The 19464-nt window shown below is 70.8% G+C and carries 22 protein-coding genes; 11 read left to right on the plus strand and 11 right to left on the minus strand.

Annotated elements, in window-relative coordinates:
- Positions 1-5 precede the first annotated feature (5 nt).
- Complete coding sequence (locus ACSP50_RS39250) at positions 6-380, plus strand: DsrE family protein (protein WP_014694892.1); 375 nt, start codon at positions 6-8, stop codon at positions 378-380.
- Here ACSP50_RS39250 and ACSP50_RS39255 read toward each other — a convergent pair.
- From ACSP50_RS39255 to ACSP50_RS39265, 3 genes are read right to left on the minus strand one after another with little or no spacing between them, the layout of a single operon-like run.
- Entirely contained in the window at positions 374-1183 is an 810-nt protein-coding gene (locus ACSP50_RS39255) for a hypothetical protein (protein WP_231956808.1), read from the minus strand. The genes ACSP50_RS39250 and ACSP50_RS39255 overlap by 7 nt on opposite strands.
- 33 nt (positions 1184-1216) lie before the next feature.
- Entirely contained in the window at positions 1217-1630 is a 414-nt protein-coding gene (locus ACSP50_RS39260) for an NUDIX domain-containing protein (protein ID WP_014694894.1), read from the minus strand.
- 14 nt (positions 1631-1644) lie between these two features.
- Positions 1645-3543, minus strand: coding sequence for an ATP-dependent DNA helicase (locus ACSP50_RS39265; protein WP_014694895.1), 1899 nt, complete (start codon positions 3541-3543; stop codon positions 1645-1647).
- A 154-nt stretch (positions 3544-3697) separates the two neighbouring features.
- Here ACSP50_RS39265 and ACSP50_RS39270 point away from each other — a divergent pair, with 154 nt between their 5' ends.
- On the plus strand, positions 3698-4201 hold the full coding sequence (locus tag ACSP50_RS39270; protein ID WP_014694896.1) for a DUF402 domain-containing protein: 504 nt from the start codon (positions 3698-3700) through the stop codon (positions 4199-4201).
- Here the strand turns inward: ACSP50_RS39270 and sigJ are convergent.
- Complete coding sequence (sigJ, locus tag ACSP50_RS39275) at positions 4184-5068, minus strand: RNA polymerase sigma factor SigJ (RefSeq protein WP_014694897.1); 885 nt, start codon at positions 5066-5068, stop codon at positions 4184-4186. The two genes, ACSP50_RS39270 and sigJ, sit on opposite strands and share 18 nt — an antisense overlap.
- A 98-nt stretch (positions 5069-5166) precedes the next feature.
- Between sigJ and ACSP50_RS39280 the strand changes: the two genes are divergently transcribed.
- From ACSP50_RS39280 to ACSP50_RS39290, 3 genes are all read left to right on the plus strand, one after another.
- Entirely contained in the window at positions 5167-6018 is an 852-nt protein-coding gene (locus ACSP50_RS39280; protein ID WP_014694898.1) for a hypothetical protein, read from the plus strand.
- A 65-nt stretch (positions 6019-6083) separates the two neighbouring features.
- Positions 6084-6710 carry a DUF47 domain-containing protein gene (locus ACSP50_RS39285; RefSeq protein ID WP_014694899.1) on the plus strand — a complete coding sequence of 209 codons (627 nt, stop codon included), beginning with the start codon at positions 6084-6086 and terminating at the stop codon, positions 6708-6710.
- A gap of 3 nt (positions 6711-6713) precedes the next feature.
- Positions 6714-7721: an inorganic phosphate transporter gene (locus ACSP50_RS39290; protein ID WP_014694900.1), complete on the plus strand. Its 1008-nt coding sequence runs from the start codon at positions 6714-6716 to the stop codon at positions 7719-7721.
- A gap of 127 nt (positions 7722-7848) precedes the next feature.
- On the opposite strand, the gene ACSP50_RS39295 is transcribed toward ACSP50_RS39290, so the two are convergent.
- The gene (locus ACSP50_RS39295; protein WP_014694901.1) at positions 7849-8826 is read right to left on the minus strand and encodes a Gfo/Idh/MocA family protein; all 978 of its coding nucleotides are present in this window, start codon (positions 8824-8826) and stop codon (positions 7849-7851) included.
- 114 nt (positions 8827-8940) lie between these two features.
- Between ACSP50_RS39295 and ACSP50_RS39300 the strand changes: the two genes are divergently transcribed.
- Positions 8941-9714, plus strand: coding sequence for an NUDIX hydrolase (locus ACSP50_RS39300; protein WP_043516374.1), 774 nt, complete (start codon positions 8941-8943; stop codon positions 9712-9714).
- Between the two features lie 60 nt (positions 9715-9774).
- On the opposite strand, the gene pstB is transcribed toward ACSP50_RS39300, so the two are convergent.
- The 6 genes from pstB to ACSP50_RS39330 form a co-directional block, all read right to left on the minus strand.
- Complete coding sequence (pstB, locus tag ACSP50_RS39305) at positions 9775-10551, minus strand: phosphate ABC transporter ATP-binding protein PstB (protein ID WP_014694903.1); 777 nt, start codon at positions 10549-10551, stop codon at positions 9775-9777.
- A gap of 15 nt (positions 10552-10566) precedes the next feature.
- Positions 10567-11628 (minus strand): phosphate ABC transporter permease PstA, encoded by a 1062-nt coding sequence (gene pstA / locus ACSP50_RS39310; RefSeq protein ID WP_014694904.1) that lies wholly within the window; start codon positions 11626-11628, stop codon positions 10567-10569.
- Positions 11625-12695 carry a phosphate ABC transporter permease subunit PstC gene (gene pstC / locus ACSP50_RS39315; RefSeq protein ID WP_014694905.1) on the minus strand — a complete coding sequence of 357 codons (1071 nt, stop codon included), beginning with the start codon at positions 12693-12695 and terminating at the stop codon, positions 11625-11627. The genes pstA and pstC overlap by 4 nt, the downstream gene beginning before the upstream one ends.
- A 48-nt stretch (positions 12696-12743) precedes the next feature.
- Positions 12744-13844 carry a phosphate ABC transporter substrate-binding protein PstS gene (pstS, locus tag ACSP50_RS39320; protein ID WP_014694906.1) on the minus strand — a complete coding sequence of 367 codons (1101 nt, stop codon included), beginning with the start codon at positions 13842-13844 and terminating at the stop codon, positions 12744-12746.
- Positions 13845-14087: 243 nt separating this feature from the next.
- Positions 14088-14921: a mycothiol synthase gene (mshD, locus tag ACSP50_RS39325; RefSeq protein ID WP_014694907.1), complete on the minus strand. Its 834-nt coding sequence runs from the start codon at positions 14919-14921 to the stop codon at positions 14088-14090.
- Between the two features lie 10 nt (positions 14922-14931).
- Positions 14932-15648, minus strand: a complete 717-nt coding sequence (locus ACSP50_RS39330; RefSeq protein WP_014694908.1) for a response regulator transcription factor — start codon at positions 15646-15648, stop codon at positions 14932-14934.
- Between the two features lie 279 nt (positions 15649-15927).
- Here ACSP50_RS39330 and ACSP50_RS39335 point away from each other — a divergent pair, with 279 nt between their 5' ends.
- From ACSP50_RS39335 to ACSP50_RS39350, 5 genes are all read left to right on the plus strand, one after another.
- Positions 15928-16926 carry a hypothetical protein gene (locus ACSP50_RS39335; protein WP_043513080.1) on the plus strand — a complete coding sequence of 333 codons (999 nt, stop codon included), beginning with the start codon at positions 15928-15930 and terminating at the stop codon, positions 16924-16926.
- A gap of 73 nt (positions 16927-16999) precedes the next feature.
- Entirely contained in the window at positions 17000-17788 is a 789-nt protein-coding gene (locus ACSP50_RS39340; protein WP_014694910.1) for a DUF2993 domain-containing protein, read from the plus strand.
- A 68-nt stretch (positions 17789-17856) separates the two neighbouring features.
- A complete protein-coding gene (locus tag ACSP50_RS45300; RefSeq protein WP_342358078.1) occupies positions 17857-17931 on the plus strand; it encodes an Ms5788A family Cys-rich leader peptide in 75 nt (24 codons plus the stop codon).
- Between the two features lie 180 nt (positions 17932-18111).
- Positions 18112-18960 carry a sulfurtransferase gene (locus tag ACSP50_RS39345; protein ID WP_014694911.1) on the plus strand — a complete coding sequence of 283 codons (849 nt, stop codon included), beginning with the start codon at positions 18112-18114 and terminating at the stop codon, positions 18958-18960.
- A gap of 5 nt (positions 18961-18965) precedes the next feature.
- Positions 18966-19301, plus strand: coding sequence for a DUF1416 domain-containing protein (locus ACSP50_RS39350; RefSeq protein ID WP_014694912.1), 336 nt, complete (start codon positions 18966-18968; stop codon positions 19299-19301).
- Positions 19302-19464: the final 163 nt, after the last annotated feature.

Consider the following 19464-nt stretch of genomic DNA (forward strand, 5'->3'; position numbering starts at 1 on the left):
ATCTTATGCTGGCCGCTATGGCACGTTTGCTGGTCGTCAAGGCCACCGCCGGCGCCGACGCCCCGGAGCGCTGCAACCAGGCGTTCAACGTGGCCGCGACGGCCGCCACCGCCGGGGTCGGCGTGTCGCTGTGGCTGACCGGGGAGTCGACCTGGTTCGCCCTGCCCGGCCGGGCCGCGGAGTTCGTCCTGCCGCACGCCGCGCCGTTACCCGACCTGATCGACCTGCTGCTGGAGGCGGGCCGGATCACCGCGTGCACCCAGTGCGCGGCGCGCCGTGGGATCACTCCCCAGGATGTGCTGCCCGGCATCCGGATCGCCGGGGCCGCGGTGTTCGTCGAGGAGATCATGACCGAGGGGGCGCAGGCCCTGGTCTACTGACCGCCGCACCCGGTGGTCACGCTGACCGTCAGGTTCTGTCCGGTGGCGTCGACCACCACGGAGGCGGCGCCGTCCCGATACGCCCAGCCGTCCGGCCCGCTCCACAGCGGCGTGGTGCCCTCCGGGATCCCGCGCGGCCGGTCGCCGCTCGCCCCGCCCGCGCCGGCGAGGGTCACCGCCGTTCCGCCCTCGGGGCAGGCCGCCGCCTGTACCGACGCCGGCGCCCCGGCGGTCCCGCCGAGCGCCGCGACCGTCTTGCCGAACACGGCCGGCGCCGCGCCCGCCGCCGGATCCGCGCCCAGCGTCGCGGGTCCCGGCCGGCACCCGGTGTCCAGGGTCAGTGTCAGGATCTGATCGGCGGCGCCGGCCTCGCCCTCGATCGCGATGAAGTCACCGGCGTCGGCGAAGAACGACAGCCGGCTTCCGGCCCGGCTCGGGGTCACCCCGGCCTTGAACCCGTCCGGCAGCCCGCCGGCCACCCGGTCGAGTGCGGCGCGGGTCTGGCCCTCCCCCACATACAGGACGAGGTCCCGTTTGGCGTCCAGCCCGTCCCGCACCGGGGTGAGCCGGCATTTCTCGGTCCGCAGCGCGTCCAGCCGGATCGCCCACGGCCCGTCCGCCGCCGCGAGCAGCGTCCCGGTGGCTTTCCGCAGGGCCGGCACCGCCTGCCCGAGATCCCGCTGCTCCGGCACGGTCGCCGGGTCGTTGCGGATCGACCACCAGGACAGCCCGGTGAGCCCCAGGATCCAGGCCGCGACCATGGCGACCACCCACCGTCGCCGCTTCCCGCCCGGTCCCGTCACGGCAGCCATGGTGACACGCCCCGTGCACCGGCCCTAACCGGCGGCCGCGCGGTGTTCCGCGGAGCCCAGGAAGCGGGCTATCACCTCCGCGCTGCCCGGAGTGAACGGCCGGTCCAGCACTTCGGCCGCCGGCACGAACAGCATCGCCGCACCCTCACCGAGTACCACGTCCGCCTGCGTCGCGGCGGTGTGGCCGTGGAAGTAGTACTTCACCCGGCCCTCGGCGGGCAGTTCCTGCCGCTCGAACAGGCGCAGGGGTTCGTCGGCCTGCAGGCTCGCCTCTTCCCGGAGTTCGCGTGCCGCCGCCTCGGCTGGTGTCTCCCCCGGCTCGACGGCGCCACCGGGAAGCCCCCACACGTTCGGGAAGTAGGGCGCCTTGTCGTCGCGCAGCTGCAGCAACAGCGACCCGTCAGCGGCGACGAGAAGGGTGCAGGCGATCTGTTTCATGACAGCTCCCGAAGTCAGCTCTTGGCGAGACGCTCGAGGGCGCCGATCGCCACCTCCGACCGCGTCGTGTACCAGAACGGTGGCAGCGATCGGCGCAGGAACGACCCATATCCCCGGGCCGTCTCCAGCCGCGAGTCGAGCACCGCCACCACCCCCTTGTCGCCGGTCGAGCGGATCAACCGCCCCACTCCCTGAGCCAGCCGGACCGCCGCGATCGGCACGCTGACCGAGGAGAATCCGGAGCCGGGGCGGGCGGCGTCGGCCGCGGCGGCGCGGGCGGCGGCCAGCGGCTCGTCGGGGCGGGGGAACGGCAGGCGGTCGATGACCACCAGCTGGCAGGCGTCGCCGGGCACGTCGACGCCCTGCCAGAGTGACATCACCCCGAACAGGCAGCTGTTTCGCTCCTCACGGAATTTGCGGACCAGGATCGGCAGGGTCTCGTCGCCCTGCAGCAGGATCGGCAGGTCGGTCTTGGCGCGCAGCAGTTCGGCGGCCTGGGCGGCGGCCCGGCGGGAGGAGAACAGGCCGAGCGTGCGACCGCCGAGCGCCTGCACCAGTTTGAGCAGTTCGTCGGCGGCGGCGTCGGGCAGCCCGGAGGCCATCGGGCGGGGCAGGTGCGCCGCGACGTACAGAATCCCCTGCTTGGGATAGTCGAACGGCGAACCGACGTCGAGGGAGGTCCAGCCGTCACCGGAGGTGTCCTCGGCGGCGGCGACCGGCAGGCCCAGCGAGCGGGCCACCGTGTCGAAGCGGCCGCCGAGGGTGAGGGTGGCGGAGGCGGCGACCACCGTGCGGTCGGCGTAGAGCGCCTGGGACAGCGTGCCGTGCACCGACAGCGGGGCCACCACGAGCGCCTTGCGCCCGGCGCCGATCTCGGATTTCTCCACCCAGGCGACGTCGAACTCGTCCTCCTCCAGGAGCCGCTGGGCGGTGCCGGACAGCTCGTCGAGGACCGCTTTGGCCTGCTGTTTGCGGACCGGGTCGGGGTCGTCGGACTTGACGTCGCCGATCGCGGTGAGCCCGGCCCGGGTGGCCGACTCGAGCAGCGTGACCGCCTGGCGCAGCCCGTCGGGCAGGCCGTCGGTGAGCCGGCCGGGCGGCACGTCGGCGAGCCCGACGGTGAGCGCGTCGGCGGCCTCGGCGAGCGCGTCGGCGGTGGCCGGCGGGATCAGGGTGCGGGCGCGGCGGCCGGCCCGCTCGACCGCCTCGGGGGTGAGCTCGGCCTGCGACGCCGACGACACCCGCTCGGCGAGCTCGTGCGCCTCGTCGACCACCAGCAGCTTGTGCGGCGGGATGATGTGCCGCTCGGAGAGCATGTCGACGGCGAGCAGGCTGTGGTTGGTGACCACGATGTCGGCCTCGCGGGCGCGCACCCGGGACGCCTCGGCGAAGCACTCCTGCCCGTAGGGGCAGCGGGCGGCGCCGACGCAGTCACGGGCCGGCATGGAGACCGAGCGCCAAGCGGTGTCGTCGACGCCCGGGTCGAGCTCGTCGCGGTCACCGGTCTGGGTCTTGTCGGCCCATTTGCGGATCCGGACGACCTGTTTGCCGAGCCGGCCGGCCTCGCCGAGCCACTGCCCGGCCTTGGGCGCCGGGGCGTCGTCGAAGAGCGTGTCGGTGGGCGCCTGCTCGTCGGCGTGCTCGAGTTTGGCCATGCACAGGTAGTGGTGCCGGCCCTTGAGCACGGCGAAGCTGGGCTTTCGCCCGAGCAGCGGCTCGACCGCCGCGGCGAGCCGGGGCAGGTCGTGCTCGACCAGCTGGTTCTGCAGGGCGAGGGTGGCTGTGGAGACGACCACCGGGCCCTCGACGAGCAGGGCGGGCGTGAGGTAGCCGAGGCTCTTGCCGGTGCCCGTGCCGGCCTGCACCAGCAGGTGCTCGCGATCGGTGATGGCCTTCTCGATGGCCGCGACCATGGCCTCCTGACCTGGGCGGGCGGAGCCCCCGGGGACGGCGCCGACCGCCGCGGCGAGGAGTTGTCCGGCGGTCGCCTTCTTCTTGGTAGCTGCGGGCACGCACGAACCGTACCCGGCACCACCGACATATCCGGGTCACCGTTAGGGTGCACCCATGCCGAGCGAGATGGTCCGGGTCATCTACACGAAGTACGACGGTTCGGCGCATCGTGACTATCCGGCCCGCCGCCTGGCCGAGGACGACCTGGGCATCTGGGTCGGCGTGACCCAGGGCACCGCTTCGGTCTACCACGGCCGCCCGTCGGTGGAGCAGATCCCGTTCGTCCTGCTCGTCCCGCACCACGCCTGGTGGACGGGGATGTTCAACCCGCCGCCGCGGACCAGCGAGGTCTACTGCGACATCACCACCCCGGCCCGCTGGGAGGGTGACACGGTGCACATCGTCGACCTGGATCTGGACGTGGTGCGGCGTCGCGAGTCCGGCCTGGTCGAGCTCCGGGACGAGGACGAGTTCGACGAGCACCGGACGCTCTTCGGCTACCCGGACGACCTGGTGATGAACGCGAACGCGGCGGCCCGCCTGCTGATGGGCCGGCTCGGGGACGGCTCCGAGCCGTTCGCCACGCATTACCGCAAGCACCTACAAGAGGTCGTCTAGCCGCAGCTTGGCCGGGTTCTGCTGGGTGAAGACCCCGGTGATCCGGCCGTCCTGGACGGCCACGGTGATCACCGAGAGCAACGGTGACCCGTCCGGCCAGCGGCCGCGCAGCATCATCGCGGCACCGCCCTCGACCAGCACCGGGTCGACCTTCAGATCGCTCACCTCGTGGGCACGGCGGGTGAGGATGCCGTGGAACAGCCGGCCCACCTTCTCCCAGCCGAGCACCGGGCGCAGCGCGCTGCGGGCCACGCCGCCACCGTCGCTGATCGACACCACGTCGGGGGCGAGCACCGCGGCCAGCATGCGCATGTCGCCGCTCTGCGCGGCCAGCAGGAAGGCCTGCAGCACCCGGCGCTGCTCGGCCAGCCCGGCATTGTGCCGGATCTGCCCGTCGGCGGCGGCGCGCCGGCCCCGGGAGGCGTGCTGCCGGGCCGTCGCGGGCGTCGTGTCGAGCACCGCGGCCACCTCCTCGAACGGCAGGCCGAACGCATCGTGCAGGACGAACGCCACCCGCTGCTCCGGGCTGAGCCGTTCGAGGACCACCAGCAGGGCGACGCTGACCTGGTCGGCGCGTTCGGCGTACAGGGCCGGGTCGGCGTCCGGGTCGACCGCGAAGGCGGGCAGCCACTCGCCGGGGTACGACGTACGGCGTACCCGGGCCGAATTGAGCTGGTCCAGGCAGATCCGTCCGGTGACGGTGGTCAGCCAGCCGCGCGGATCCCGGATGTCGTCCTGCTGCGCGCAGCGCAGCCAGGCCTCCTGCACCGCGTCCTCGGCCTCGGCGCGGTTGCCGAGCATCCGGAAGGCGACCGCCGTCAGGTAGGCGCGGTGGGTCTCGAACTCGTCTGCGGTGACCGACGGCATGGAGCAATTCTGCGCGGGATGCCCGGCGTCGGGTATCACCTGTGCCACAGTAGAACCGGACTTTTCGGTTATTTTGGGGTGGTGACCACGTGCAGGACATGGCGACTCTCGCGGGCAGCCTGGCCGGCCTGGCCGGTGCCGGCGGCGCGATGTCGATCGCGCTGGCCCGCCGCCCGCGCGGCAGTCTGGCCACCGGACACGCGCTGATCCCGGACCGGGTCACCGACCCGTTGCCGATGGTGCTGCGGGCCGGCCTGGCCGGGATGACCGTCCGGGTCACCCCGGGCCCGCACGGCGAGCTGTTCCTCGGCCCGGGCGATCCGCGGCCCGGCCGGACCCTGCGCCGGCTGGTGCTGGCCCCGCTGTTCACCCGCGCCCAGGCCACCGCCGGACGGCTCTGGGCCGACCAGCACACCCCGTTCCAGCTGGTGGTGGAGTTCGCCGGGGAGAGCCGGGACACCGGGCCGCTGCTGCGCGCCTACCGGATGCTGGACCAGCAGTTGCGCGACCATGCCGCGCTGCTGAGCCGCGGCGCGGACGGTGAGATCACGCCGGGCGTGGTGACCGTCACGGTGGCCGGCATCGTCGACGTCCGGGACCTGCTGGCCGCCCAACCGGTCCGGTACGCGTTCGCCGACGGCGGTTTCGACGACCTGGGCTCGCCGGCCGCCCCGCTGGACCTGGTGCCCACGCTGAGCGAGCCGTGGACCCGCCGGTTCGGCTGGGACGGCCGGGAGCCGATCACCGCCGAGGAGCGTCACCTGCTGCACGCGCTGGTACGCGAGGCCCACGACGAGGGGCGGGCGGTGCGGATGAGCGGGCTGCCGCGGGGGCCGCGGCGGGCCCGGGTCGCGGTCTGGTCCGAGCTGATCGCGGCCGGGGTGGACGTGGTCGCCGACGCCGATCTCACCGCTCTGGTCCGGCACCTGCGCCCCGTGTCCGGTGGGTGAACCCGGATAGACCGATAGAGTGCGTGCGGAGATCCAACGAAAGCCCGTCGATCGAGGTCCGCGCCGTGAAGTTCTCATTCCGTCCTGTCGAGGGCGTCTTCTACGACCTCTTCACCAAGGCCTCGTACAACCTGGTGAAGGGGACCGAGCTGCTCAACGAGCTGGCTCTGCCCGGCGTGGACGTCCAGTCGGTCAGCGAGCGGCTCAGCGACGTCGAGCACGACAGCGACGCGCTCACCCACGAGCTGTACAAAAAGATCAACTCCACCTTCATCACCCCGTTCGACCGGGCCGACATCTACTCGCTCGGCTCCCAGCTGGACGACGTGATGGATCACCTGGAAGCGGTCGGCAACCTGCTCTACCTGTACGGCCTGACCGAGCTGCCGTCGCTGCCCCGCGAGATGCACGAGCTGATCACGGTCCTCGACCAGCAGGCGAAGATCACCGCCGAGGCGATGCCCCGGCTGCGGTCGATGAAGGGTCTCGAGGAGTACTGGATCGAGATCAACCGCTTGGAGAACGACGGGGACCGGGCCTATCGGATGCTGCTCGTCCGGCTCTTCTCCGGGGAGTACGACGCGCTCACCGTGCTCAAGATGAAGGAGGTCGCCGACGAACTGGAAGCGGCCTGCGACGCGTTCGAGCACGTGGCGAACACGGTCGAGACCATAGCGGTCAAGGAGTCCTAGGCCTTGTCTCCGGAACTCGTCGCCGTCCTGGCGGTGATCGTCGCCGCGATGGTCTTCGACTACACCAACGGCTTCCACGACGCCGCCAACGCGATCGCCACCAGCGTCAGCACCCGCGCGCTGACCCCGCGGGTCGCGCTCGGCATGGCCGCCGTCGGCAACTTCATCGGCGCCCACTTCGGCACCGAGGTGGCCAAGACGGTCGGTGACGGCCTGGTCTCCCTCCCGCTGGGCATTCCGAGTCTGGGCGTCGTCTTCGCCGGCGTCCTCGGCGCGATCGCCTGGAACCTGATCACCTGGTTCTTCGGCCTGCCGTCCAGCTCCTCGCACGCCCTGTTCGGCGGCCTGGTCGGCGCCACCATGATCGCCGGCATCGGCTCCGTGCAGTGGGCCAACATCGTCGGCAAGGTCCTGCTCCCGATGATCCTGTCCCCGGTCGTCGGCCTGATCCTCGGCTTCGCCGCGATGATCGCCCTGATGTGGACGTTCCGGCGCGGCCACCCGGGCCGGCTCAACCGCGGCTTCCGGCACGCCCAGACGGTCTCCGCGGCCATGATGGCCATCGGCCACGGCACCCAGGACGCCGCCAAGACCATGGGGATCGTCGTCCTGGCGCTGTACACCGGCGGTTACCAGGACAGCGCTGCACACATCCCGGAGTGGGTGTTCTGGGCGTCGGCGACCATGCTGGCCGCCGGCACGTACACCGGCGGCTGGCGGATCATCCGCACCCTCGGCCGCAAGATCATCGACTTGGGCCCGGCCGAGGGCTTCGCCGCCGAGACGGTCGCCAGCGCGGTCCTCTACTTCAACGCCTGGGTCCTGCACGCGCCGATCTCCACCACCCACACGATCACCTCAGCGATCATGGGCGTCGGCGCCACCAAACGCCTCAGTGCGGTCCGCTGGAACGTGGCCGGCAACATCATCATCGCCTGGCTGACGACTTTCCCGGGCGCGGCGCTGATCGCCTGCCTGGCCTATGCCATCGTCCGGCCGGCCTTCTCCTGAATCAACCGCCGAGGCCGGATCTGAAGATCAACCGCCGACTTCCCGGCCGGGCAACCCCAACGCGACGAACCCGCGACGGCAGCCGGAAGGCCGCGCCCACCGCGGGGCGGGGAGCATCCGGAGCGCCTCAGTAGATGACGCCGATCTGCTCGCGGATGGAGTCGAGGAGGTTCATGACTTCGAGCGTCGTGGTCTGGCTGACCAGCGGGCTTTCCCGCTCCCCCGCCGCCAGGCAGCGCTGCACCTCCGCCGCCTCGAACTGGTAGCCACTGCCCGGGAAGTCGAACTCGAACGTTTCCGGCGCCTTGTCCGGCCGGCTCAGCGTGAACGACCGCGGCACCATGAAGCCCGGCGGGATGTCGATCCGCCCGTCCGTCCCGGTGATCGACGCGGCGTTGCGGCTCGCCCCGTTGATGCTGCAGGTGAGGGCCCCGACCGCGCCGGACTGCCAGCCGAGCAGGATCCCGGTGTGTTCGTCGACGCGTTCCGGGGTGAGGTGCGCCCAGGCCTGCACCGAGCTGGGCAGCCCCAGGAACAGGTGGGCCAGGTGGACCGGATAGACGCCGAGGTCGAGCAGCGCGCCGCCCCCGAGTTCGGGCGCGCGCAGCCGGTGTTCGGCGGCGAACGGACCCTGCAGCCCGAAATCGGCGTGGATCGAGCTGACCCAGCCGATCGCGCCCTCTTCGACGAGTTCGGCGGCCCGGCGGATGGCCGGGTTGCAGCGCATCCACATGGCCTCCATCAGGAACACCCCGCGGGACCGGGCGGCCTCGACGAGTTGGGCGGCGGTCGGCAGGTCCAGGGTGATCGGCTTTTCGACCAGCACCGCCTTGCCGGCCTCGATGCACTGCAGCGCCGCCGCGTGGTGGTAGGCGTGCGGCGTCGCCACGTAGATGACGTCGACCTCGTCGTCGGCGGCCAGCGCGGCGTAGGACCCGTGCGCCCGGGCGAACCCGTACCGTTGCGCGAACGCGTCCGCGGTCTTCTGGTCGCGTGACCCCACCGCGGCGAGTTCCGCCCCCGGCACCAGCGGAAGGTCGGCGGCGAACGTGGCGGCGATCCCGCCCAGCCCGAGAATGCCCCAGCGAACGTTCTGTCCCGTCATGATCAGTACCGTATCGCCCCCACCGGACCCTGTCCCCCGCCTCCGCCGGCGGGACTGGCCGGCTGGCTGCCGTGAGGCGGGCGATGGTGCAAGGATCGACGGGTGACCGAGCCGATGCCCCTGCCGCCCGCGATGATGCAGCGCGCCCGCGATTTCGCCGGCCCACCGGTTCCGGCGCGGCCGGCCGCGACGGTGGTGCTGCTCCGCCCGGCCGCCGGGCACCGCTTCCAGGTGTACGTGCTGCGCCGGATGACCACGATGGCGTTCGGCGGGGTCTACGCGTTCCCGGGCGGCGCGGTCGACCCCACCGACCGGCCGGAGACGCTGCGCGACGACTGGGCCCGGCGGCTCGGCGTGTCCGAGGAGCAGGCCCGCGCCGTCGTCGGTGCGGCGGCCCGCGAGCTGTTCGAGGAGGCCGGCGTGGTGCTGGCCGGCCCGGCCGCCGAGCCGGATCGCACGGTCGCCGACGCCGACGATCCCACCTGGGAGTCCGATCGGGCGGCGGTGCTGCGCCGGGAGCTGACGATGGCGGATCTGCTGGCCCGCCGGGGTCTGCGGCTGCGCGACGACCTGCTGCTGCCGTGGGCCCGGTGGATCACCCCGGAGTTCGAGCCGAAACGATTCGACACCTGGTTCTTCGTGGCTCTGCTGCCGGAGGCCCAGGAGGCCCGGGACGTCTCCGGGGAGGCGGACCGCACGGCGTGGATCGATCCGGCGGATGCGGCGGATCTGCCGATGCTGCCGCCGACCCGGCACACCCTGGACCAGATCGTGGCGGGCGGCACGATCGACGGCGTGGTGGCCGCCTCGGTGCACCGTGACGCGGCCACCCCGGTGATGCCCCGCATCGAGGTCACCGACGACGGCACGGCGACCCTGCGATTCTGAGGAGACGACAAAGGCGCCGATCGCCGCGTACGGAGATCGACGCCTTTGAACGGGCGGACCTCAGCCGAAGCGGCCGGTGATGTAGTCCTCGGTCTTCTTCTGCGACGGGTTGCTGAAGATCTTCTGCGTGTCGTCGTACTCGATCAGCCGGCCGGGCTCGCCGGTCTTGTCGATCGAGAAGAAGCCGGTCTTGTCGCTGACCCGGGCCGCCTGCTGCATGTTGTGCGTGACGATGATGATCGTGAAGCGGTCCTTCAGCTTGAACATCAGGTCCTCGATCGCCAGCGTCGAGATCGGGTCGAGCGCCGAGCAGGGCTCGTCCATCAGCACGACCTGCGGCTCGACCGCGATGGTGCGGGCGATGCAGAGGCGCTGCTGCTGACCGCCGGAGAGGCCGGCGCCGGGGCGGTCGAGCCGGTCCTTGACCTCGTCCCAGAGGTTCGCGGAGCGCAGCGACTTCTCGGCGGCGTCGTCCAGGATCGACTTCTTCTTGACGCCGTTGAGCTTGAGGCCGGCGACCGCGTTCTCGTAGATCGACATGGTCGGGAACGGGTTGGGCCGCTGGAAGACCATGCCGATCATGCGGCGGACCGCGGTGATGTCCACGTCCGGGTCGTAGATGTTCTGGTCGTCGATGGTGAGGCGACCCTCGATCCGCGCGTTCGGCAGGACCTCGTGCATGCGGTTGATCGACCGGAGGAAGGTCGACTTGCCGCAGCCGGACGGGCCGATCAGGGCGGTGATCGTCTTCGGCTCGACGATCATCGAGACGTTGTCGATCGCCTTGAAGGAACCGTAGTAGGACGAGACGTTGCTCGCCTCGATGCGCTTGGCCATGGGAGGGAACCTCTTCTACCGGGTCAGTTTGTTGCGGCGGGCGAGCAGCTTGGCGCCGATCGTGAAGATCAGCACGAGGGCGACCAGCGTCAGCGCTGCGGTCCAGGCCCGGGCCGGCGAGTACTTAGAGGCGTCGCCCGCCTGCTGGAACACGTAGAGGGCCAGCGACGACTGACCGCCGGCGAACGGATCGAAGTTGATCCGGGCGAGGCCACCCGCGACCAGCAGCACCGGGGCGGTCTCGCCGGCCGCGCGGGCGATGGCGAGCATGACGCCGGTGACGATGCCGGGTGCCGCGGTGGGCAGCACCACGCTGAGGATCGTCTTCCACTGCGGGACGCCCAGCGCGTACGCACCCTCGCGGAGCGGGCCCGGAACCAGGCGCAGCATCTCCTCGGTGGAGCGCACGATGGTCGGCAGCATCAGCACGGTCAGGGCCAGCGCGGCCGCGAAGCCGGAGTACTCCGGCTCCCCGTTGTTGAACCAGGGGCTGACGATCAGCACCCAGAAGGAGAGGATGAACAGACCGGCGACGATCGACGGGATGCCCGTCATCACGTCGACGAAGAAGCGGACCGTGGTGGCGAACCGGCCCCGGCCGTACTCCACCAGGTAGACCGCGCCGAGTACGCCGAGCGGCACGGCGAACAGGGTGGCGATGCCGACCTGCTCCAGGGTGCCGACGATGGCGTGGTAAGCGCCGCCGTTCGCGTCGCGGGCGCCGATGTTCGCCATCGACGAGCCGAAGAAGTCGCCGTCGAGCCGGTCGACGCCCTTGGCGAGCAGCGTCCACACCACCGAGGCCAGCGGCAGGACGGCCAGCACGCAGGCGGTGTAGATGAGGGTCTGCCACATCCGGTTGCGGGCGGCGCGCCTGCCCTCCACCCGGGACGCGGCCAGGTTGAGGCCGACCAGGTAGAACACCACGCCGAGGAAGGCGACCAGCACCCAGTTGCCGATGCCGGTCCCGAGCACCACGACGGCGGAGACGATCAGTGCGGCCACGGCGACCGCCAGGTTGGCGGCGACCGGGAACTTCCTGCTGCGGATGTTGTCCGGCGTCATCACGATGCTCATGCGGCACTGTCCCGGAACTCGCGGCGGCGGTAGATGATCGCCCGCGCCGTCATGTTGACGACCAGCGTGATCGCGAACAGCACCAGACCGGAGGCGATCAGCGCGCCGCGGCCGGTGTCGTTCGCCTCGCCGAACGCGTTGGCGATGTTGGCGGCGATCGAGTTGCCGCCGGTCTGGATCAGGTTGAACGAGATCTGCCAGGTGATGCCGAGGGTCAGCGCCAGGGCGATGGTCTCGCCGAGGGCGCGGCCCAGGCCGAGCATCACCGCGGCGATCACACCGGGCTTGCCGTACGGCAGGACCGCGGTGCGGACCATCTCCCACTTGGTGGCGCCGAGCGCGAGCGCGGCCTCCTCGTTCATCCCGGGGGTCTGCTGGAAGACCTCACGGGACAGCGACGTGACGATCGGCAGCACCATGATCGCCAGGACCAGGCCACCGAGCATGATCGACTGTCCGAACGGACCGTCCCCGCCGAAGATCGGCAGCCAGCCGAAGTAGTGGTTGAGCCAGGCCGAGAAGTCCCGCACCGGCTCCTGCAGCACGTCACGGCCCCACAGGCCGAAGACGACACTGGGCACCGCGGCCAGCAGGTCGATCACGAAGCCGAGCGGGGTGGCCAGCCGGCGCGGGGCGTAGTGCGAGAGGAACAGCGCGATGCCCAGCGCGATCGGCACCGCGACGATCAGCGCGATGACCGAGGTCAGCAGCGTGCCGAAGGCCAGGACGGCGACACCGAAGGCCGGCTCGGCCTCGTTCGGCCGCCAGAAGTTGTAGGTCAGGAAGTTCTCTTTGTCGGCCCGGATGGCCGGCACTGCCTTCGAGATCAGGAAGACGGCGATCGCGACGATGATGACCAGCACCATCGTGCCGGCGGCCAGGGAGAGACCGCGGAATCCGGTCTCCATGGAGAACCGGGATTTCTTGGGCAGGGCGCCGCCGCCACCGACCGGGGGCTCTTCGTAACTGCTCGGGGACACGCCAGAGCCGGCGCCCCGGGCGTGACGGGGAGTCACGCCCAGGTCACCGGCGGTGGCGTTCGCCGAGCGGGAGGGATAGTCACCCATCTACGCGCTCGCTGTCGTCTCGGAGGGATTCAGGAACCGGGGGGTGGTTCAGGAGAGAGCGGCGACCGAGGTGGCGACCTTGGTGCGGACCGACTCGGGCAGCGGGGCGTAGCCCAGGTCGGCCAGCTTCTTCTGGCCCTCGGCGCTGGAGGTGTACTTCAGGAAGCCCTGCACGGCCTTGCCCTTGGCGGCGTCGGCGTACTTCGAGCAGACGATCTCGTAGGTCGCCAGCACAATGGGGTAGGCGCCCGCGGTCGCGGTCTTGTAGTCGATGTCCAGCTTCAGGTCGTTGCCCTTGCCGGTGACCTTCGCGCCCTCGATGGTCTTGCCCGCGGCGTCGCCGGTGAGCTCGACGTACTCGCCGGCACCGTTCTTGATCTTGGCCTTCTGCAGGTCGCTGTTCTCGGCGAAGGAGAGCTCGACGTACGAGATGGTGTTCGGGGTGCTCTTCAGCTTGGCGGCGATGCCGTCCGAGCCCTTGGCGCCGGTGCCGCCCGGAGCCGCCCACGCCTTGGCGTGGTCGTAGGTCCAGTCACCCTCGGCGGTCTTGCTGAGGTACTTGGTGAAGTTGTCGGTGGTGCCCGACTCGTCCGAGCGGTGCACGGCCTCGATGGTCGCGTCCGGGAGCTTGGCGCCGGAGTTCTCGGCGGCGATGGCCGGGTCGTTCCACTTGGTGATCTTGCCGGAGAAGATCTTCGCGATCAGGCTCGGCGACAGCTGCAGACCGTCGGCGCCCTGGATGTTGTAGACCACCGCGATCGGACCGACGACCATCGGGAGGTTGAGAGCCGGCGAGGCGCACTTGGCGTCGGCCTGCGGCTGCTCGTCGTCCTTGAGCGCCGAGTCGGAGCCGGCGAAGTCGGCGAGACCGGAGATCAGCGCCTTGACGCCCGCGCCCGAACCGGTGGGCTGGTAGTCGATCTTGGCGGCCGAGCAGGAGGCGGTGTACGCCTTGATCCATTCGGCCATCGCGTTCTTCTGGGCGCTGGAGCCCTGAGCGGCCAGGGTGCCACCAACGCAGGTGCCGGCGGACGGGGCGGCGGCGCCGGTGTCCCCCTTGGTGTCGGTGTTGTCCGAGCCGCACGCGGTGAGCGCGATGGTCGCAGTCAAAGCAATGCCGGCAACAAGACCGGACCGCTGGAACTTCACGGTTGTAGTCCCCTTCGGGTTCAAGGCGGGCCGGTCGCTCACCGGCTCGAAGGGAAAACTAGGAGTGCCAGATGACCTGCGAGCCGGGCGCACATGAACTGGGGGTGAACTCGTCGACCCCAGAAGGTGGCCTTGCCCTGAGGGGTAGTTGTCCGTTAAGTGAACCGCGCTCTTGCTACCCGATATGTCGGATATACCGTCACCTCGTGACTCTACCGAGACACTGCCTTGGCCGCGCCGTTATCAAGCGGGGCGGCGGTAGTTGATGTCCGCGTGGTGGACCTCGAACCCGAGATACCGGTAGAGCCGCACCGCAGCGGTGTTCGACTCGTCCACATAGAGGTTGGAGACCTCGAGTCCGCGGCCGGCGAGATGCTTCAGCCCGGCCACGCTCAGCGCCGCGCCCAGGCCGCGCCGGTGCCCGGCCGGGTCGACCCCGAGCACGTAGATCTCGCCCAGCGGCGGGTCGGTGTCGGTGTGCACCTTGGTCCAGTGGAAGCCGAGCAGCCGGTCCGTCACGTCGACGGCGAGCAGGAAACCGGCCGGGTCGAACCACGGCTCGCCCTCGCGCAGCAACAGATCGTCGAGAGTCCAGCGGCCCTGCTCCGGGTGGTGGGCGAAGGCCCGCGCGTTCACCTCGAGCCAGGCCTGCTCGTCGGAGCCGGGGCGGAAGCCGCGGACGGTCACCCCGGCCGGCAGGGGGATGTCGGGCAGCGGCTCCAGCAGGGAACGGCGCATCTGCCAGAGCACCCGGTCGCGCAGGAAGCCGCGCCGCTCGGCGAAGGCCCGGGCGGCGGGATCGTCACCGTGCGCCCAGAACCGGAGCTCGCCCGGGCCGGCCGCGTCGAGCAGCCGGCTGCCGTGCCCCTGGCGGCGGTGCGCCGGGTGGACGACCAGCTCGCCGGCGCCGTCCTCGAGGAAGGCGTAGCCGGCCAGGGAGCCGTCCGCGGCGTGTGCGAGGAGGTGATCGCCGCCGCCGTTGCGCAGGCGCAGCTCGACATCCTCGGAGAGCGGATAGCCCGCCGCCTCGGTCAGGGCCAGGACAGCGTCGATCTCGGCGGCGGGCAATCTCTGCATGGAACCGAACTTAGACCGGCAGCGACACCGGCGCGTTGTCGGGCAGCTGCCGGCCGGACGGCGGGACCACGAACTTGTAGCCGACCTGACGCACGGTGCCGATCATCGACTCGTACTCCGACCCGAGCTTGGCCCGCAGGCGCCGGACGTGCACGTCGACCGTGCGGGTGCCGCCGAAGTAGTCGTAACCCCAGACCTCGCGCAGCAGCTGGTCGCGGGTGAACACCCGGCCCGGGTGCTGGGCCAGGAATTTCAGCAGCTCGAACTCCTTGTAGGTGAGATCGAGCGGGCGGCCCTTGAGCTTCGCGGCGTAGGTGTCCGGGTCGATGTTGAGCTCACCGGCGCGGATCGAGCCGCCGGCGCCGGCGGTCGCGTTGGTGAGCCGGCCGACACTGAGCCGCAGCCGGGCCTCGACCTCGGCCGGGCCGGCGCTGGCCAGGATCACGTCGTCGACGCCCCAGTCCGCGTTCAGCGCGATCAGGCCGGCCTCGGTGACCACCGCGATCAGCGGGACGCCGATGCCGGTGGCGTGCAGCATGCGGCAGGTGGCCCGCGCCTCGGAGAGCTCCGAGCGGGCGTCGACCAGCACCGCGTCCGGGCTCGGCCCGGAAACCAGGGTGCGCACGTCGCGCGGGGCGGTCCTGACCGAGTGGGGAAGCAGGTCCAGGGCGGGCAGCACGGCGGATGGCTCACCGGCACGTGCCGTCACCAACAGAAGGATCTCCACACTCACCTCCGTCCTCGCGGCGTCTGACGGCCGCTCGGGTGACCCGGAATGCGCAGCTCAGAGCCGCTATCCCGGAGAACTGGGGCCCGGCGTCACCGACGGGTGGGTTGCCGTTACCTTAACCGATCCACCCGTCCTGACGACCGGTTCAAACCCGCAAGTGACGCAGAGAACGCCTGGTAAGTGGCATAACGCCCGGTTCTTAACAAGCCTTTTACATAGGGCGGCGGATTGGGCCGGGGGCCGGACTCTGGCACGATCGCTGTCGTGTTCCCCTCCATGCCGCAGGACGACCCCTGGGACGCCGACGCCTCCCGTGACGTCGCGCGCCTCAACCCGGGCCGCCCCAAAGCCGGGATGTACGGTGCCGTGCCGGACGACGAGCCCGACGAGCGGCCCACCTCGGAGCCGGGCGACGACTTCGACGACGAGTTCGAGGAGATCGAGGTCGTCCCGGTCCGACGCAAGCTGTCGGTGGCGATCGGCGGGTTCGCGGCGCTGCTCGCACTGGCGCTGATCCTCGGCACGCTGACCACCGGGCCGGGCGTGCGCACGCCGTACGCGATCGTGCTCTTCGGCATCCAGCTGCTCGGCCTGCTCGCCTGGACCATGGCGCTGAGCCCGCCGGCCGCCTCGCTGACCGCCGCGGCCAGCGGGCTGACCGGCCTGGTCGCCTGCTATCTGGCCGCCACCGCGGACACCGCCGGGCTGACCCCGCTGCTCTACGTCACCGGCGGCGGTTTCGTGGCCGCGCTGGCCGCGCAGGCGGTCCGCGCCGAGGACCGGCACCGGATCGGCGACTCCTGGCGGACCACGCTGCTGATCGTCGCCGGCGTGGTGGCGTACGCGATCCCGATCGTGCTCAGCCGCCAGTCCCTGGGCTCGCAGGCGATCCTGGTCTGCTGCGCCGGGGCCGGGCTGGCGGTGCTGGTCGCCCGGCTGGCCGACGCGGTGTTCCCGAAACCGCGGATCGCCCCGCAGGTGCCGCGCGGCGCGGCCGGCGTGGTGCTGGGCGCGATGGCCGGCACCTTCTTCACCGCGTGGCTGGGCAGCCAGCTGGTCTACCCGTTCAACCCGGCCAAGGGCGCGGTGACCGGGCTGGTCGCGGCGGTCGCCGCGATCCTGGTCGACCTGGCGGTGAACTTCGGCGAGGCGGGCCGCCGGCTGGCCGGTGAGGCGCCGACGCTGTGGCTGGCCCGGCACATGACCGGTCCGCTGGGCGGGTTCGCGCTCACCTTTGTGGCCACCTATCTGCTGGTGCACCTTTATCTCACCTGACGCCTGCCCGTTTCGCGATCCGGTGGACCGGGGCATGTACGGTCCTCAACAGTTCACGAACCGGGAGGGCCCTGTGGCCGAGGTGTACGAGACCGCTCCGCGTCGCCGTCGGCGGGGCCGCGGCGTGCTGATCATTCTGGTCATCCTGCTGGTCATCGTGCTGGGTGTCGCGTTCGTGGTGGATCGCTTCGGCCGGTCGTTCGCCGAGGGCGTCATCTCCGACAAGGTCGCCGGGCAGATCCGGGCACAGAAGGCGTCCAGTGACACCCCGGACGTGACCATCGAGGGCTTCCCGTTCGTCACCCAGGTGCTCGACGGGCACTACCAGGAAATCCACATCGAGGTGCCGCACCTCACCGCCCCGGTGGACAAGACCCGGAAGATCAACCTGGCACTGCTCGACATCCACGCGCAGGACGTGAAGGCGTCGCTGGACACGCTGCGCAACGGCTCGGGCGACGTGGTGGTCGGCACCGTGACCGGGGTCAGCACGATCGACTACCCGCAGTTGGTCGAGCTGATCGGGCAGAAGGGTGTGAAGCTCTCCGCGAAGGACGGCAAGCTGATCGGCGCGGCCACCGTCACCGCGCTCGGCCAGCAGGTCGATCTGACCGGCGCGGCCAAGCTCACCGTGGTCGACGGCGGGATCCGGGTGCGGTTCTCCGACGTGCGGGCCACCAATCTGCCGAACGTCCCGCTGATCCAGAACCTGATCGACGCCCAGGCGCAGCGGATGTCCCTCGATCTGGCCGTGCCGAAACTGCCGCTGCAACTCAGGGTGCAATCCGTCGCGGCCGGCGACGACGGGCTGAAAGTCCAGTTCGGGGCGCAGAACGTGAATCTCAACGCCGGCGGCCTGTGACCCGCGACTCGTCCCGGATCGTGGTCGGCTCTGTTCCGGGCTCTGGAACCGCTGGTAGGGTCGCGGACATGAGCCTGTTGCTCACGAAAAGGCGCGCGATCGACCTGTGTCGCGTGGCCGCGTGCCTGTGTCGCTCCGTCTGACCGACGGGGCCGCTGGGTGCTGAGCACCTTCTCTCGATAGCCCGGGACGTTTCTTGTCCGGCAGTGGCGCCGTCGCACAGCAAACCCGTGATCCCACTATCTCCATGGGTCCGCGCGGAGTGCGACGACAAGTCTCCGTGCGCTGACTCTCTCCTCACCCACTTTTCAGGGAGTGAACCGATGAGTCGCGACAACGCACTCGTTTCGGCCGACTGGGCCGAGAAGAACCTGGACACCCCGGGCATCGTCTTCGTCGAGGTCGACGAGGACACCACCGCGTACGACGGTGGCCACATCCCCGGTGCCATCAAGATCGACTGGAAGCAGGACCTGCAGGACCCGGTCCGTCGCGACTTCGTCAACCAGGAGCAGTTCTCCGCGCTGCTGTCCGAGCGCGGGATCAGCAACGACGACACCGTCATCCTGTACGGCGGCAACAACAACTGGTTCGCCGCCTACGCGTTCTGGTACTTCAAGCTGTACGGCCACGAGTCGGTCAAGCTGCTCGACGGTGGCCGCAAGAAGTGGGAGCTGGACGCCCGCGTCTACACCAAGGACGCGCCGAGCCGCGCCCAGACGTCGTACCAGGCCAAGGCGCCGAACCTGGAGATCCGCGCGTTCCGCGACGAGGTCGTCCAGGCGATCGGGGTGAAGAACCTGGTCGACGTGCGCAGCCCCGACGAGTTCGCCGGCCGCCTGCTCGCCCCCGCGCACCTGCCGCAGGAGCAGTCGCAGCGGGCCGGGCACATCCCGACCGCGATCAGCGTGCCGTGGAGCAAGGCCGCCAACGAGGACGGCACGTTCAAGTCCGACGAGGAACTCGCCAAGATCTACGGCGACGCCGGCCTGGACGGCAGCAAGGACACCATCGCGTACTGCCGGATCGGCGAGCGCTCCTCGCACACCTGGTTCGTGCTCAAGGAACTGCTGGGCCAGCAGAACGTCAAGAACTACGACGGTTCCTGGACCGAGTACGGCTCCCTCATCGGCGTGCCGATCGCCCTCGGCGACGAGCCCGGAAAGGCCTGATCACCATGACCTCTCCTGTTGCCAACGCGGCCGCCAGCTGCGCCGCTCCTGACCAGTCCGCTCCCCTCCCCGCGAGCGTCGACCTGGAGAAGGAAACCGTCATCACCGGCATCGTGCGCACCGCCGAGGGCGAGGCGGTGGGCGGCGCGTACGTCCGCCTGCTGGACGGCTCCGGCGAGTTCACCGCCGAGGTCGTCACCTCCCCGGAGGGCGTCTTCCGCTTCTTCGCCGCCCCCGGCTCGTGGACGCTGCGCGCCCTCAGCCGGTTCGGCAACGGCGAGCTCGCGGTCGACGCGACCCGCGGCGTCAACGAGGTCTCGTTCAGCGTCGCCACCGCCTGACCCACGCTCTGTCACGACGGGCGGGACTCCTCCGGGATGCCCGCCCGTCGGCGTTTCCCCGATCAGGATCAAACGCCTGCCGGTGTACGACGTGAGCACCGTCCCACCGCGCGTCGCCGGCACGGCGCGCGTGGATACCGCGGGCGCGCGTCCCGGCCGGCGA

Source organism: Actinoplanes sp. SE50/110, from assembly GCF_900119315.1.
Lineage (GTDB): Bacteria > Actinomycetota > Actinomycetes > Mycobacteriales > Micromonosporaceae > Actinoplanes.